The sequence below is a fragment of the Allopusillimonas soli genome (genome assembly GCF_004153445.1).
GTDB classification, from domain to species: Bacteria; Pseudomonadota; Gammaproteobacteria; order Burkholderiales; family Burkholderiaceae_B; genus Allopusillimonas; species Allopusillimonas soli.
On record NZ_SDQC01000004.1, the window covers coordinates 254879 to 270189 of the forward strand.

9 protein-coding genes are annotated in these 15311 nt (G+C 61.7%); 5 read left to right on the forward strand and 4 right to left on the reverse strand.

The features are described from left to right. Window positions 1-390: 390 nt before the first annotated feature. Both ERD78_RS14065 and ERD78_RS14070 read left to right on the forward strand, forming a co-directional pair. The gene (locus tag ERD78_RS14065) at window positions 391-5166 is read left to right on the forward strand and encodes a glutamate synthase-related protein (RefSeq protein ID WP_129969950.1); all 4776 of its coding nucleotides are present in this window, start codon (window positions 391-393) and stop codon (window positions 5164-5166) included. A 10-nt stretch (window positions 5167-5176) separates the two neighbouring features. Next, complete coding sequence (locus tag ERD78_RS14070; protein WP_129969951.1) at window positions 5177-6640, forward strand: glutamate synthase subunit beta; 1464 nt, start codon at window positions 5177-5179, stop codon at window positions 6638-6640. A gap of 14 nt (window positions 6641-6654) precedes the next feature. On the opposite strand, the gene ERD78_RS14075 is transcribed toward ERD78_RS14070, so the two are convergent. Next, a complete protein-coding gene (locus tag ERD78_RS14075) occupies window positions 6655-7377 on the reverse strand; it encodes a hypothetical protein (protein ID WP_129969952.1) in 723 nt (240 codons plus the stop codon). Between the two features lie 96 nt (window positions 7378-7473). On the opposite strand from ERD78_RS14075, the gene ERD78_RS14080 reads away from it, so the two are divergent. Then, window positions 7474-9915, forward strand: coding sequence for a 3-hydroxyacyl-CoA dehydrogenase/enoyl-CoA hydratase family protein (locus ERD78_RS14080; protein WP_129969953.1), 2442 nt, complete (start codon window positions 7474-7476; stop codon window positions 9913-9915). Window positions 9916-9941: 26 nt separating this feature from the next. Continuing rightward, entirely contained in the window at window positions 9942-11156 is a 1215-nt protein-coding gene (locus ERD78_RS14085) for an acetyl-CoA C-acyltransferase (RefSeq protein ID WP_129969954.1), read from the forward strand. Between the two features lie 39 nt (window positions 11157-11195). On the opposite strand, the gene ERD78_RS14090 is transcribed toward ERD78_RS14085, so the two are convergent. From ERD78_RS14090 to infA, 3 genes are all read right to left on the reverse strand, one after another. Then, window positions 11196-12326, reverse strand: coding sequence for a zinc-dependent alcohol dehydrogenase family protein (locus tag ERD78_RS14090; RefSeq protein WP_129969955.1), 1131 nt, complete (start codon window positions 12324-12326; stop codon window positions 11196-11198). Between the two features lie 68 nt (window positions 12327-12394). Beyond that, complete coding sequence (pgi, locus tag ERD78_RS14095; RefSeq protein WP_245152479.1) at window positions 12395-13990, reverse strand: glucose-6-phosphate isomerase; 1596 nt, start codon at window positions 13988-13990, stop codon at window positions 12395-12397. Window positions 13991-14080: 90 nt separating this feature from the next. Continuing rightward, a complete protein-coding gene (infA, locus tag ERD78_RS14100; RefSeq protein WP_129969956.1) occupies window positions 14081-14335 on the reverse strand; it encodes a translation initiation factor IF-1 in 255 nt (84 codons plus the stop codon). A 433-nt stretch (window positions 14336-14768) separates the two neighbouring features. On the opposite strand from infA, the gene ERD78_RS14105 reads away from it, so the two are divergent. Next, window positions 14769-15212 carry an acyl-CoA thioesterase gene (locus tag ERD78_RS14105; RefSeq protein ID WP_129969957.1) on the forward strand — a complete coding sequence of 148 codons (444 nt, stop codon included), beginning with the start codon at window positions 14769-14771 and terminating at the stop codon, window positions 15210-15212. Window positions 15213-15311 lie beyond the last annotated feature (99 nt).

Here is a 15311-nt window from a genome sequence, read left to right on the forward strand (position 1 = left end):
GCCACGCTGACAATAAGCTTTGCATTGTAGCGTCTCATGGCGCTGGGAACGGCAACGCGGCCAGTCTGCCGACGCCGGTAGCCATTCGTGCACGGATGCGCAGTGTGGGTTGCGGCATACATTTTGCGCGTGATTTTTCAGGAAAATCAGCGGATGAAAACAGGAAACCCAGCCTGAATGCATGCTTTTCCGAAAATTTAAATTAATAAATTTCCTTTATTATCAAATTTGTAGTTTTGTCCCCAATAATAATGTATCCATTTTGGTGCGATATATTATAGGGACGCACCCTATTATTTTATAGTTGTGCGGGGCAGCAAACGGCGGTAAGGTTGCCATTCCCGCAGCTGCGTGTGCATTGCCGCAGCCCCTCCCCCGGAGTTTTCAGTTATGTCACAGTCCGTCTCCTCCGCACCCGCGGCGCAGACCGGCGGCTTGTCCGCCGGGCATTCTGCGCCCGAAGCCGCTACCCGGCGTGTGCCCCGTGTGCGCCCGCGCCATGCCGCGCCCCGTGCGCAGGGCCTGTATAGGCCTGAAAATGAACACGACGCCTGTGGCGTGGGCTTCGTGGCCCACATAAAAGGCCGCAAGAGTCACGCCATCATCCAGCAAGGGCTGAAGATCCTCGAAAACCTGGATCATCGTGGCGCCGTGGGGGCCGACGAGCTCATGGGCGATGGCGCGGGCATTCTTATCCAGATTCCCGATGCCCTATATCGCGCCGAGATGGCCGAGCAGGGTGTCTCGCTGCCGCCCCCCGATGAATATGGCGTGGCCATGGTATTCCTGCCCAAGGAAACCGCTTCCCGGCTGGCCTGTCAGCAAGAGCTCGAGCGAGCGGTGCGGGACGAAGGTCAGGTGGTGCTTGGCTGGCGCGACGTGCCGGTCGACCGCGACATGCCCATGTCGCCCACCGTTCAGGCCTGTGAGCCCGTCATTCGGCAGCTCTTTATCGGTCGCGGCCCCGATATCATGGTGCCCGATGCGCTGGAGCGCAAACTTTACGTCATCCGCAAGACGGCCAGCCACGCCATCCAGAAAATGGAACTGGCGCATGGCCAGGAGTATTTCGTGCCGTCGATTTCAGTGCGCACGGTGGTGTACAAGGGCCTGCTCCTGGCCAACCAAGTGGGCCGCTATTACCGCGATCTTGCCGACAGCCGCACCACGTCCGCCCTGGCACTGGTTCACCAGCGTTTTTCCACCAACACATTCCCCGCATGGCCGCTGGCGCATCCTTATCGCATGATTGCGCACAATGGTGAAATCAATACGGTGCAGGGCAATTTCAATTGGCTGCGCGCCCGTGAGGGGGTCATGGAGTCGGCCGTCTTGGGCGAGGACCTGCCCAAGCTGTATCCGATTGTCTACGAGGGCCAATCAGATACCGCCACGTTCGACAACTGCCTGGAACTGCTGGTGATGTCCGGCTATTCTCTGGCCCATGCGATGATGATGATGATTCCCGAGGCCTGGGAGCAGCACGCAGACATGGACGCGAACCGTCGCGCCTTCTACGAGTATCACGCTGCGATGATGGAGCCGTGGGACGGGCCCGCTGCCGTGGCCTTCACCGACGGCCGCCAGATCGGCGCCACGCTCGATCGCAACGGCCTACGCCCGGCGCGCTATCTCGTTACCGATGACGACATGGTCATCATGGCGTCCGAGGCCGGTACCTTGCAGGTTCCCGAGCACCGCATCGTCAAGAAATGGCGCCTGCAGCCAGGCAAGATGTTCCTGATCGACCTGCAGCAGGGCCGCATCATCGACGATGTCGAGATCAAGTCTCAACTGGCCAACATGCATCCCTATCGCCAGTGGATCGAACGGCTGCGCCTGAAGCTCGAATCCTTGCCTGCGCAGACCCAAGACGACGCGTCGCCGGGCATTTCCCTGCTTCACCGTCAGCAGGCATTTGGCTGGACGCAGGAAGACTTCAAGTTCATTCTTGAGCCCATGGCCAGCGAAGGCCAGGAGGTCACCGGATCGATGGGCAACGACGCGCCCCTGGCGGTATTGTCCAGCCGGGCCAAGCCCTTCTACAACTATTTCCGCCAGAAGTTTGCGCAGGTGACCAATCCGCCCATCGATCCCATTCGCGAGCAACTGGTCATGTCGCTTGTGTCTTTCATCGGACCCAAGCCCAATCTGCTGGACATCAACAACGTCAATCCGCCGCTGCGTCTGGAGGTTGCGCAACCGGTGCTCGACGTGGCCGCCATGGCGCAGATCCGCAATATTGCGCAGATCACAGCCGACAAGTTCCGTAGTCTTGAGCTGGACATTACCTATCCCGTTGCATGGGGCCGCGAAGGAATAGAAGCCTGTCTCGCGGGCCTTTGCGCCAATGCCGCGGATGCTGTGCGCAGCGGCTATAACGTCCTGATCATCACCGATCGCAAGGTGGACAGCGAGCGCGTGGCCATCCCTGCGCTGCTTGCCACGTCGGCCATTCATCAGCACCTGATACGAAAGGGTCTGCGCACGCGCACAGGCCTTGTCGTGGAAACCGGGTCGGTTCGCGAAGTACACCATTTCGCCCTGCTGGGCGGCTATGGCGCGGAAGCCATTCATCCCTATCTTGCGCTGGAATCCCTGGCTGCGATGCCCAAGCCCGAGGATGCGGTACGGAATTACATAAAAGCCGTCGGCAAGGGGCTGAACAAGGTGATGTCCAAGATGGGGATATCCACCTACATGTCGTATACCGGCGCCCAGATATTCGAGGCGGTTGGCCTGAGCGGCAGCCTGGTCGATAAGTATTTCTCGGGCACCCCAAGCCATATCGGCGGCCTTGGCATTTTCGAGGTGGCCGAGGAAGCCCTTCGCGTACACCGCGCCGCCTTCAGCGACGATCCTGTACTTGCGGACCAACTGGATGCGGGCGGCGACTACGCATGGCGCATACGCGGCGAAGACCACATGTGGACACCCGACTCCATCGCCAAGCTGCAGCATTCGACGCGCGCCAACAGCTATGGCACGTACAAGGAATACGCCCAGCTCATCAACGACCAGTCACGTCGCCACATGACGCTGCGCGGCCTGTTCGAGTTCCGGCTCGATCCGGCAAAGGCGATACCGCTGAATGAAGTGGAGCCGGCCAAGGAAATCGTCAAGCGGTTTGCCACGGGCGCCATGTCGCTGGGCTCGATTTCCACCGAGGCGCACACAGTGCTGGCTGTGGCTATGAACCGCATCGGCGGCAAATCAAACACCGGCGAAGGCGGTGAAGACGAACTGCGATATCGCAGCGAGCTGCGCACCGGCAAGCCGCCCGTCAAAAAGGGTGACACGCTGGCCTCCGTCCTGGGTTCGGAGCGCATCGAAGCCGACGTTCCACTGGCAGCCGGCGACTCGCTGCGCTCGCGCATCAAGCAGGTGGCTTCGGGGCGCTTTGGCGTCTCGGCCGAATATCTGAGCAGCGCCGACCAGATCCAGATCAAGATGGCGCAGGGCGCCAAGCCAGGCGAAGGCGGACAGCTGCCCGGCCACAAGGTGTCCGAGTACATCGCCAAGCTGCGCTATTCGGTGCCAGGCGTGGGGCTTATTTCGCCACCGCCCCATCATGATATCTATTCCATCGAGGACCTTGCCCAGCTCATTCATGACCTGAAGAACGTCAATCCGCGCGCATCCATATCCGTAAAGCTGGTGTCTGAAGTGGGCGTGGGTACGGTGGCCACGGGCGTTGCCAAGGCCAAGGCCGATCATGTCGTCATTGCTGGACATGATGGCGGCACAGGTGCTTCTCCCGTCTCCTCCATCAAACATGCCGGCACGCCGTGGGAGCTGGGGCTTGCCGAGACGCAGCAGACGCTGTTGCTGAACAACCTGCGCAGCCGCATCCGTGTGCAGGCCGACGGCCAGATGAAGACAGGCCGCGACGTGGTGATCGGCGCGCTGCTGGGCGCCGATGAGTTCGGGTTTGCCACCGCGCCGCTGGTGGTCGAAGGCTGCATCATGATGCGCAAATGCCATCTGAACACATGCCCGGTCGGCGTGGCCACGCAGGATCCCGTGCTGAGGAAGAAGTTTCAGGGCAAGCCCGAGCATGTCGTCAACTTCTTCTTCTTCGTGGCCGAGGAAATGCGGGAGATCATGGCGCAGTTGGGCATACGCACAGTCGACGAGCTGATTGGCCGCGTCGACCTGCTGGACATGCGCAAGGGCATAGAGCACTGGAAGGCGCAGGGACTGGATTTCAGCCGCATCTTCCATGCCGTTTCCACCGAGGGGACGCTGCACCAGACCGAGGAGCAGGATCATGCGCTCGACCATGCGCTCGATCTGCAATTGATCGAGCGCAGCAAGCCGGCGATAGAGCGCGGCGACAAAGTGTCCTTCATTACGCCGGTGCGCAATCGAAACCGCACCATAGGCGCCATGCTCTCGGGCGTGGTCGCCGCAGCACATGGGCACGAGGGGCTGCCCGACGACACCATTCATATCCAGTGCAACGGCACGGCGGGCCAGAGCTTCGGCGCCTTCCTGGCCCACGGCATTACGCTGGATCTCGTGGGCGAAGCCAACGATTATGTCGGCAAGGGCCTTTCGGGCGGCCGCATCATTGTGCGCTCGCCCAACGATTTCCGAGGGTTTGGCCCCGACCACATCATTGCCGGCAATACTGTTCTGTATGGTGCGCTTTCAGGCGAGGCCTATTTCAATGGCGTGGCCGGCGAGCGGTTTGCGGTGCGCAATTCGGGCGCCGCCACCGTCGTTGAAGGCACCGGCGACCACGGATGCGAATACATGACGGGCGGTACGGTCGTTGTGCTGGGGCCGACGGGTCGCAACTTTGCCGCGGGCATGTCCGGCGGCGTGGCCTATGTATGGGATCCGCACGGCACATTCCGCCAGAATTGCAATCTGTCCATGGTGGAACTGGAGCACGTCGCGTCTCACGACGAGCAGTTGGAACTGGGCCGGCAGGAAACCTGGCACAGTGTTGCGCGCGGCTGCGAGCGCGAGACGGACGAAACCATACTGCGCAGGCTGATCGAAGATCACTACCGCTACACCGGCAGTTTCCGCGCCCGGGACGTCCTGGACGACTGGAGCCGCAACCGCCTTACCTTCGTCAAGGTCATGCCCGTCGAGTACCGGCGCGCGCTTGGAGATCTGTGGCGAGAGGCCAACCCCCAACAAATTGCCGCCTGAGGACTAGAACATGGGCAAGATTACCGGTTTCCTGGAATACGAACGGGTCAAAGAGGCCTATGAGGCGCCCCAGGCCCGCTTGGGCCATTGGCGCGAATTCGTCGCCACGCTGACCGATGCCGAAGCAAAAAAACAGGGGGCGCGCTGCATGGATTGCGGCATTCCGTTCTGCAGCAACGGATGCCCGGTCAACAATGTCATTCCCGACTTCAATGACCTGGTCTATAAGCAGGACTGGCGGCGTGCGCTCGACGTCCTGCAGTCGACCAACAACTTTCCCGAGTTCACCGGCCGGGTGTGCCCGGCGCCATGTGAGGCCGCCTGTACACTGAATATCAACGATGATGCGGTCGGCATCAAGTCCATTGAGCATGCCATCATCGACAAGGGCTGGTCCGAGGGTTGGGTGACGCCCCAGCCGCCGCAGCGCAAGACGGGCAAACGCGTGGCCGTCGTGGGCTCCGGCCCCGCTGGCCTGGCCTGCGCCCAGCAGCTTGCGCGCGCCGGACATTTCGTATCCGTATTCGAGAAGAGCAATCGAATCGGCGGCCTGCTTCGCTACGGCATTCCCGATTTCAAGCTGGAGAAGTCGCATATAGATCGCCGCCTGGCGCAGATGGAAGCCGAAGGCGTGGAGTTCTATCCTTCCACTTATGTGGGCAATCCGGAAGACGCCCAGGAGGGCTTGACCGTGCGTACGCCGGAATCGCTGCGCGCGGAGTTCGACGCGGTCGTGCTTAGCGGTGGCGCCGAGACGCCGCGCGATCTGCCGGTGGCGGGGCGCGAACTGCAGGGCATACACTTTGCCATGGACTTCCTGCGTCAGCAGAACAAGCTCAACAATGGCGATCGGCTGCGCGGCCAGATCAGTGCCAAGGGCAAGCATGTCATCGTCATTGGCGGCGGGGATACGGGATCGGACTGTGTGGGAACCAGCAATCGTCAAGGTGCGGTGTCCGTCACGCAATTCGAGCTGATGTCTCGCCTCCCGGAAGTGGAAAACAAACCGCTGACCTGGCCGTATTGGCCGGCCAAGCTGCGCTCCTCGTCTTCCCATGAGGAAGGCTGCGAGCGCGACTGGGCGGTGTCCACCAAGTGCTTTGAAGGCAAGGACGGCAAGGTCCAGAAGCTGGTTGCGGTGCGTGTTGAGTGGGTCAAGGACAAGGCCACCGGGCAGCTCAAGATGCGTGAGGTCGAAGGATCGCAGTTTGATCTGCCGGCGGATCTCGTCCTCCTGGCCATGGGTTTCGTGCATCCGGTGCGCAAGGTGCTGGATGCGTTTGGCGTGGATGTCGATGGACGCGGCAACGCCGCAGCCGACACCGACAGCTACAGAACCAGCGTTGACAATGTGTTTGCCGCAGGCGACATGCGGCGCGGCCAGTCGCTGGTGGTGTGGGCAATACGCGAGGGCCGCCAGTGCGCGCGCTCGGTGGACGAATACCTCATGGGTACGACGACGCTGCCGCGCTGACACGCACCGCCGGCCTACGCCAGTGTGCGTGCAGGCGTGTCGGGCTCGGCAGCCGCTTTGCGCGGCCGGCCGCGTGGTGCGGGCGCCACACGCCGGCTGGCCCGAGTCTTGATCCATTCCAGGAAGTCGGCATCGCCCAGAACCCACTGCCCGAAAAGGGCATCCTGAATGCGGCGGCCTTGCGGCTGGGTCAGCCCGCGCCCGATGAGCGCTTGATAGCTTGCCTGCCTTGCGAAGGGCGTATTGCCGATGTGCCAGTAATCGGCATGATCGGTGGCGAGGTCTGCATGGCTGGATGCAATGCCTGCGTGCCCGGCGGCGGACGACCACGGCCAGTGCGCCGGCTCGTCCACGTATCTGCCCTGCACGGGTAGCGATTCCAGCCATATCTGCGCCGGCAGCACCCACATACCGGGTTGGACCAGCGCACCCCGGTAGCGTCCTTTGTAGACACGTCCATGTCGCATACCGGCCGCCATGCGCCGTCCCAGGGCCTGCATGAGACGCGATATGCCGCGCTCGTCAGGTGGCGTGGCCAGCAGGGTAATTCTGTCGTTCAATATGAGCCATGCATGCAGTGCGACACGATACTCGCGTGCGTCCGTACGCAGCCATGCCATCAGTTGATCGAGCTGCTGCACAGGTGTGGGGTCGGATGCGGCGGCCAGAGGCTGTGCGAACTCCGCCTGCACCAGCTGCGGGATATCGGGAGCATAAAGGCGGGGAAGGCGGGCCATGGCGGCAGCATGAAAACAGGGACGGAATGGTTCATTCTAACTCGCCCCGACTAAGCTAAGATGTATGCATAGAACAATTTCAGTGGAGATTCGTCTATGCAGTCCAGCAACTCCCAGGCAGCGGCACCCGATTCCTTCCGCGTACGCAAGGTGGCCGTCTGCGGTGCCGGCGTCATGGGCGCGCAGATCGCCGCGCATTGCATCAATGCAGGCGTGCCCGTCATACTGTTCGATCTGCCCGACACAAAAGAAGGACAGACAGACAAGAACGCCATCGTCAATCGCGCTATTGTCCAGCTCAGGAAACTGAACCCTGCGCCGCTGGGTGTGCCAGAATTGGCTTCCCTGATCACGCCAGCAAATTACGACGACGACCTCGGATTGCTGGCCGACTGCGATCTAGTCATTGAGGCCATTGCCGAACGCCTGGACTGGAAGCGTGATCTCTACCACAAGCTGGCCCCAGCGCTGCCCGCGCATGCCGCCATTGCCAGCAACACGTCCGGCCTGTCCATCACCAGCCTGGCGGAGGCGTTGCCGGAAACGCTGCGAGCGCGGTTTTGCGGTGTTCATTTCTTCAATCCGCCGCGCTATATGCATCTGGTCGAGCTCATCCCTACGGCGCAAACCGGGCCCGAATTGCTGGACGCACTGGAAACCTTCCTGGTCACGGGGCTGGGCAAGGGCGTGGTGCGCGCCAAGGATACGCCCAACTTCATTGGCAACCGCATCGGGGTGTTCGGCATACTGTCCGTGTTTGTCCAGGCGGCCGCGCAAGGACTCACCTACGAACTGGTTGATGAGCTCACCGGCACGCGCCTGGGCCGTGCCAAGTCGGGCACATTCCGCACGGCGGACGTGGTCGGCCTGGATACGTTGGCCCATGTCATAGATACCATGCGCGACCAGTTGCCCGACGATCCCTTTCACACCCATTTCGTCAAGCCCGCCGCACTCGCCAGCCTGGTTGAGCAAGGCGCGCTGGGTCAAAAGAGCGGTGCGGGTTTTTACCGCAAGGAAGGCAAGCAGATACTGCGGCTGGATCCGGATACAGGCAAGTATGTACCCGCCGATGCGCATATCGATGATGCCGTTGCCGCCATGCTGGCCGAGCGCGATCCGGTCACGCGACTTCAGGCGCTGCACGATTCCGATCACCCACAGGCACGCTTTCTCTGGGCTATCTTGCGGGACAGCTTCCATTACAGCGCCGTGCATCTCGCCGACATTGCCGACACCGCGGCGCAGGTAGACCTGGCTATGAAGTGGGGCTTCGGCCACGCCCAGGGGCCTTTTGAAATCTGGCAGGCCGCGGGTTGGCGCCGCGTTGCCGGATGGATACAGGAGGACATCAAGGCCGGCCTGGCCTTGTCCGGTGCGCCGTTACCGGACTGGGTCACGCAGGGGCCGGTGTGGGACAACGAAGGTGTTCACACGCCGCAGGGGTCGTGGAATGCGCGCGCGCAACGCTACGAGGGACGCAATACCTTGGCGGGCTATCGACGCCAGATCGGTGCGCCGCGCCTTGTGGGCGAAGCCGATACGCTGGTCAGGAACATCGTGTTCGAGAACGACGACGCATGCTGCTGGACGCTGCCCGCGCCTCATCCGCAGGACGTGCTGCTGCTGTCCTTCAAGACCAAAATGCACACGCTCAGCCCCGGCGTCGTGGCCAGCATCGTCCAAGCCGTTGATATGGCGGAGGCCGATTACCGGGCTCTGGTCATAGGACACCCGGACGATCCCTTCTCGGCGGGCGCGGACCTGAAGTCGCTGCTGCCCATTTTCGAGCAGGGCGGTGCTGCTGCCATAGAGCCCGTGGAAAAGGCCATGCAGGACATGGTCATGCGCCTGCGTTATGCGCAAGTTCCTGTCGTGGCGGCACTGGCCGGCATGGCACTGGGCGGCGGCTGCGAGCTTTCGGTGCATTGCGCTGCTCGCGTAGCCCATTTTGAAACCTACATTGGTCTTGTTGAGGCCGGCATAGGCCTGGTGCCAGGCGCGGGCGGTCTCACCTACGCAGCGCGGCATGCCGCCGCGCTGCAGGCGCAGGGCGCCCCCGATGCGCCGCTGCTGGCCTACCTGAAGCGCTTCGCGTTCAACATTGCCACCGCCAAGGTGTCCCGTTCCGCGCTTGATGCGCGTGATCTGGGCTATCTGCTGCCCTCCGATCCCATCGTTATGAACCGCTACGAGGTGCTCTATGTTGCCACCCGCTTGGCGCACGCCATGGCTGAAAGCGGATGGCGGCCACCGTTGCCGCGACAGTTTCCTGTCGCTGGTCGCGACGGCACTGCTACGCTCAAGGTGCAATTGGTCAACATGCTGGTGGGCGGGTATATCTCCGACCATGATTTCCAAGTTGCAAGCCATGTGGCACAGGTATTGTGCGGCGGCGACGTCGATCCTGGTTCCATGGTGGACGAAACCTGGATGCTCAAGTTGGAGCGTGAGGCATTCCTGACGTTGTTGGCGCATCCCAAGACGCTGGAGCGTGTCACTTCGCTGCTGAAAACCGGCAAACCCGTACGCAACTGACGCACGCATCAAGAAAGGAAAGCCACATGACTACACTGCAGCAAGCATATATCGTCGCCGCCAAGCGCAGCCCCATCGGCAAGGCGCCGCGCGGCATGCTGTCGCATACGCGTCCCGACGACCTGCTGGCGACGGTCATACGCGGCGCGCTGGCCCAGACGCCCACGCTGGATCCCGCCGCGATCGAGGATGCCATCGTGGGGTGCGCCATTCCCGAAGGGCCGCAGGGCCTGAATGTGGCGCGAAAAGGCGTATTGCTGGCCGGCCTGCCCGACTCCGTGGCGGGCGTTACCGTGAATCGCTTTTGCGCCTCCAGTCTCACCACCATCGCCATGGCTGCGGACCGCATCCGCGTCGGCGAGGCCGATGTGCTCTTGGCAGCGGGCACCGAATCCATGAGTCTCGTTCCCACCATGGGGGTGAGCACCAGTTTCAGCCCAGCGATATTCGATGGCGACGAAAATCTGGGCATCGCCTACGGCATGGGCCTGACGGCCGAACAAGTGGCGACCCGCTGGAAAGTTTCGCGCGAAGACCAAGACGCCTTTGCCCTGCGTTCCCACCAGCGCGCTGTTGCTGCGCAAGATGCCGGCGAGTTCTCCGACGAGATACTGCCTGTGGAAGTCACGCGCCGTTTGCCCGACCTAGCCGCCGCTGCCCAGAGCGGGGCCGCCGACGTTCTTGTAGCGCAGCGCCGTTTCACGCTGGATGAGGGGCCGCGACGCGATACCAATGCCGAGGCGCTCGCAAAGCTGAAGCCTGTGTTTGCGATGCGCGGTAGCGTTACGGCGGGAAACAGTTCTCAAACCTCGGATGGCGCCGGCGCCTTGCTGGTTGTGTCGGAAAGAGCGCTCAAGACGCACAACCTGACGCCATTGGCTCGCTTTGTGTCGTTTGCGGTCAAGGGCGTGCCGCCTGAAATCATGGGCATAGGCCCCAAGGAAGCCATTCCCCATGCGCTCAAGTTGGCCGGCCTGACGCTCGACCAGATGGGGTGGATCGAACTGAATGAAGCCTTTGCCGCGCAGTCGCTGGCTGTCATTCGCGAGCTGGGATTGAACGAGGATATTGTCAACCCCTTGGGAGGTGCCATTGCGCTGGGCCATCCGCTGGGAGCCACAGGCGCCATTCGCGCAGCCACGGTGATTCATGGCATCCGGCGCCGCAATCTGCAGTACGGCATGCTTACCATGTGTGTAGGGACGGGCATGGGCGCCGCCGGTATTTTCGAGCGCATGTAGCGCGCCGAGGATGGAGCCGGCGCGTTCGCCGGCTCCGAATCAATCCGCAAGAACAATGGCGTCGCGCAGCCCATTGCCCGAGGCCAGATGATCAAAGCCTTCATTCACTTGGTCCAGCATGAATGTCTGGCCCATCAGCCGGTTCACGGGCAGGCGGCCGGCCTTGTAGAGATCGATGTAGCGTGTGATATCCACCGTCGGCTGTCCCGAGCCGAGATAGCTGCCTTTGATTTCGCGCTCCTCCCCTACCATTTGGGAAAGCGGAAGCTTGAATGCATGGCTTGGGTTGGGCAGGCCTGATGTAATAGTGGTACCCCCCCTGTCGGTCAATGCATAAGCGGCCTCGAAGGCGGGGACTGCGCCCGCCATGTCGAACGCATGATCCACGCGCCCGCCTGCGGCATCCAGCAGATCGCTGGTGTTGGCCGTGTCGCGGGGGTTTATCAGATGCGTAGCGCCGAGTTCGCGCGCCAGCGCCAGCTTTTCATCGCTCAGGTCCACGGCCACGACACGCCGGGCGCCGTTGGCGACGCAGGCCATCAGGGCACTCAGCCCTACGCCGCCCAGGCCCACTACGGCTGTCGTATCGCCTGCACGTACCCTGGCGCGATTGATGACGGCGCCGGCGCCGGTCAGGACGGCGCAGCCGAACAAGGCCGCTTCGCGGTGCGTGAGATCCGTCATGATCTTGACGCAGGAGCGTCGGGAGATAACAGCGTATTCGGCAAAACACGATACGCCGATATGATGGTTCAGGGCCTCGCCGTCCAGGTGCAGCCGGTGTTCACCCGATAGCAGCGTACCCTGCGCATTGGCTGCGGCGCCTGGTTCGCAGAGCGCCGGCCGGCCCCGCATGCAGGGTGCGCAGCAGCCGCAACTGGGTACAAAGACCGTCACCACGTGATCGCCGGGCCTGAGATCGTTAACGCCGGGGCCAGCCTCCACGACTTCCGCCGAGGACTCATGTCCCAGCACCATGGGAAGGCCGCGGGGGCGGTCTCCGGTAATGACAGACAGATCCGAGTGGCAAAGACCCGCCACCTTGATCCTCACCAGCACCTCCCCGGGTCCGGGCGGATCGAGCTCCACCTCCGTGATTTCCAGAGGACGGCTTTGCGCGTAAGGCGCTGGATGCGCCATGCTGCGCAGTACGGCGGCTTTTATCTTCATGCTTGCCTCACTCCTTGTTGTTCTTTTGATATTGCGCGGCTCATCCGAGAGCTTGCAGAAACGGCCCTTCAGACGTTGTCCTCGCCCGATCCCAGCAGGGATACCCAGTGTGCCGTGGATGCATCATGATTGGGATCCTGCGCTCGTGTGCCATCCAGTTCACCGACGATGCCCTTGGCCAGTACCTTGCCGTATTCCACGCCCCATTGATCGAAGGCATTGATGCCCCAGACCAGACCCTGCACGAAAACTTTATGCTCATACAGCGCCAGCAGCGCGCCGAGCGAGTAGGGCGAAAGGCGGGGCAGCACAATTAGATTGGAGGGCCTTCCTCCCACATGGGTTTTGTGATGAGCCAGCCACTCGGCACGGTCGCGTTCCATACCCGCGTCCAGAAGGTCCTGCAAAGCCTGGTCATAGGATTTCCCTTTCAGCAGGGCCTCGCGTTGCGCCAGGCAATTGGCGATCAGGCTGCGATGATGCTCGGGCCATCCATGGTCGGCCTGCCGGCACACAATGAAATCGACCGGAGAGCCGTCGCTGCCCTGGTGCAACCACTGGAAGAACGTATGTTGGGCATCTGTGCCCGGCATGCCCCACACGGTGGGGCCCGTGGGTACCCCCACCGGATTGCCGGCCAGATCCACCGATTTGCCTAGCGACTCCATTTCCAGTTGCTGTATGTAGGGTACCAGTTCGGCCAGCCTGAAGTCATAGGGTGCGATGTTCAACGAGCCATAGCCCAGTACGCTGCGGTTGACGAGGCCCGACATGGCTATCTGGACCGGCGCATTCTCCTGGATGGGTGCCTGGGAAAAGTGCAGATCCATGGCCGCAGCCCCGGCCTGCATGCCCGCCACGACGTCGAGATTCACCGCCAACGCCGTCGTCAGGCTGACGGCCGACCAGACGGAAAACCGTCCGCCTACCCAGTCCCACAGCTTGAAGATGTGTTTGCCAGATACCCCCCATTTTTTGGCCGCCTCAGGCCGCGCCGTGACCGCGACAACGTGGCTGTATGGGTCCTGGATGCCGGCGGCCCGCAGCCATTCGACGGCACGCTGGCCATTCTGCAGTGTTTCGGCGGTGCTGAACGACTTGGAGGCCATCACGACAAGGGTGTCGTGCGGGTCGATGCCCGCGAGCCCTCCTTGTATGGCATGCCCATCAATATTGGCAACAAAATGAACATTGCGCCAGGAGCCCGCGTAGCCGAATGCATTGACAGCCAGCCTGACGCCCCAATCGCTCCCGCCTATGCCGATATGAACGATGTTGCGCCATTTGCGCTCGGAGTCGGCCTGCCGCACGAACTCCGTCATGCGCGCGCGCTCCAGGGCGACCTCTTCGATGGGATCGGGGGCACGCAAGGCCGTGTGCCATGCCGCGCGGTCTTCTGTGACGTTGATGTGGCCGCCCTCGAGCAGCTGGCTGCGCATGGCCTCGAAATGGCGCGCCTCGAGCAGGGCCTGGGTTGCCTGCGTCAGTGCGGGAGAGGTGCCTTGACTGCTGACATCCACATCCAGACCGGCCGCCGTGATGATGTGCAGGGAATGAGTCTGTATGGAGGATTGCGCCGCCGCGGTTTCAAACGCCTTCCACTCGGATAGCTCGCGCAGCGGGACAAAGGGAGGATTACCAGGAATAGGCAACAAACTGGTCACAGGTGCTCCTTGTTGGCATGACTGAGTGGAAAGTCATTGTAATGCCGTCGAACACTGTGCCCAGAATGCCTGGGTGTTCCAGCGCCGCTATCAGCGGCGGCGCGTACTGGCGCCGGAGGGGCGGCCTGCAATATGACGATAGGTGATGCGGCCCTTGCTCAGGTCGTAGGGCGACATTTCCAGCGACACCTTGTCGCCGGCGAGGATGCGGATATGGTGCTTGCGCATTTTGCCGCCGGTATAGGCGACGATGGGGTGCCCATTGTCCAGCGTGACGCGGAACCGGGAGTCGGGCAGCACTTCGGTGACGAGTCCGCCCATTTCGATCAATTCTTCTTTGGCCATAGAGTACTCCTGTAAAAAACCATGAACTTGCGCCTCTCGCCAGGATCTGGAAGATCGACCGGCTTGCGGCGCTGCAATTCTGCAACCGCGGCAGCGGGAGGATTGCTTCGTAAGCGCCAAAGGCGGCGCTGGATGCTGCGCTTTCCAGGGAAAGCGTGTACTGGAAATACCCAAGCAGTGTGCAGGACCAGTGGATTTGCCTTGCCACAGGGGAGAAGAAGTGTGTGCTTAAGACAGCGCACGTTAGGCGGGAGGGGTGGCACACCCGGGGGGCGCAACCCGAAGTGAAAAGGGTCTTGACGTACTGCTTTTGGCTAAGCGACTGAACCACTTAGCATAAAGATTGTAACATGATAAGGAGGCCTTGAAAAGCCTTGCCTGATGTCCGAGGCGATAATACGGGAAATGAGCTCGCCTTCGGGAGTAAATAAGCATGAGCAAACCGCAGCCCGCCCATCGCAGCGCCTTCGGTGTATTCCGTTCCATAACGACCCGGTGGATGGACAACGACGTATATGGTCATGTCAATAATGTGACCTATTACTCATATTTCGACACGGCAGTGAACGGTTTTCTGATTGACCAGGGGCTGCTGGATATCGGATGCGGCAAGGCTATCGGTCTGGTTGTGGATACAGGCTGCAGCTACTTTGCGTCGATCGCCTTTCCTGACGAAATCGAGATTGGATTCAAGGTTGCCAGATTGGGCAACAGCAGTGTGCGCTATGAACTGGGCGTGTTCAGAAAGGGAGAGGATATTGCGGTTGCACAAGGGCACTTTGTCCATGTCTACGTGGACAGGGAAACGCGACAGCCCATTGGCTTGGAGAAGCGCGCGCGAGCGATATTGGAAGCCGTCAGCCCGGCGGCCGGTTAATGCCTGCCTGCTGCTGGGCAATGCCGACCAGACGGGCTTATGGATGCGCGCATTGCCGATGCACGCTGCTCCGAACCTGCGTCGTAGCCGTACAGTGTC